Source organism: Xenorhabdus santafensis, from assembly GCF_033949405.1.
Taxonomy (GTDB): Bacteria; Pseudomonadota; Gammaproteobacteria; order Enterobacterales; family Enterobacteriaceae; genus Xenorhabdus; species Xenorhabdus santafensis.
In genome coordinates this window covers 1-1,127 of record NZ_VCDN01000140.1, presented here as the reverse complement: position 1 = coordinate 1,127, position 1,127 = coordinate 1, and the positions used below count along the sequence as shown (strand labels likewise).

Annotated in this window: 1 protein-coding gene; it reads right to left on the bottom strand. The window is 54.4% G+C overall.

The genetic code is table 11. The features are described from left to right. Positions 1-1,127: invasin domain 3-containing protein (locus tag FE392_RS19275; RefSeq protein ID WP_319931764.1), on the bottom strand; the 1,127-nt coding region annotated here is incomplete at both ends.

Sequence of the window (1,127 nt, the reverse complement as noted above, 5' to 3'; positions counted from 1 at the left end):
CCGTCTTTTTATCGGCCAGCAGTGTTAAAGTCGTGTCAAAAGAGAGTTGCTCAGTGACTGTCGCACGGATCACCACTTCCCCGGCCGTTGTGCCTGATAACACAGTCACATTATAAGTGCCGGGCGTAGACTCCTTTTGGTCATGGAATGTCACACGATTGGCCTCCGCCGAAACCACGGAATAGTGAATTTTTCCATTCTGGCCGGGGATCACATTTCCATACTGGTCTTTAAGGATCAGCGTGGCTTGCGATTGCGCCGTTCCGTCTGCCGCCAGCGATTGGGGGGATAAGGTAAAGCGGCTGTGGACTTTCATGCCTTCCGCATCAGCCAATGAAGAATCCGGGGTGATTTTTACGACGTCAATAACCAGCTTATCGCCGACGCGCTGTCCTTCCACCGTGGCTTCCAGCTCTGCTGCCCCGATGTGGCTGCCTGCGGTGATCGGGGCCGTGTAGATGCCATTTCCGAGGTCTTTAACCTCACCGACCGTAAAGCCTGCTAATGTATTCACCAAGCCAATGCGCACCGGTTTGCCACTGATCGGGTTGCCATGTTTATCCGACAAGGTCACCGTCAGGACTGCCTGATTATTTCTGCCGGCATTTTCCACGGTTGCCCGATCGGTGGCAAATGTGGATTTTTGCACGTCAACCGGGGCCGGCGTTACTGTCAGGGTCGGCATATCTTGATACTGTTTGCCATCCAATGACGCTTTAAGCACGAATGTACCGACATTCAAAGGGTTCAGGCTGATCTCAGCCCTTCCTTGGGGATTGGTCTGGCTGGACAGGTTTACCTGACGGGGTTTGTCATAGACCAGATTGGCCGCAGGCTGCCATGACACTGTCATGCCCTCCAGGGGGTTATTGTTGGCATCAACGACTTTCAGCGAATAGCTCACGGTATCCCCCGCCTGCACGGGGCTTTGGCTGATCGCCAAATCTGTCATCTGCGGGGTACGGCTGTCAGCCAGCAGGGTAAGCCGCGGTTTATTGTCTAGCGTTATGCCACCCACCGACACGGTCAGGGTCACTTCGCTGCTTTTTGTTCCGCTGATGGCGACATGATATTCACCGGGACGGGCCTTAACTTCTGTCACTTGTGCCGGAATAGTGATCCCCGCA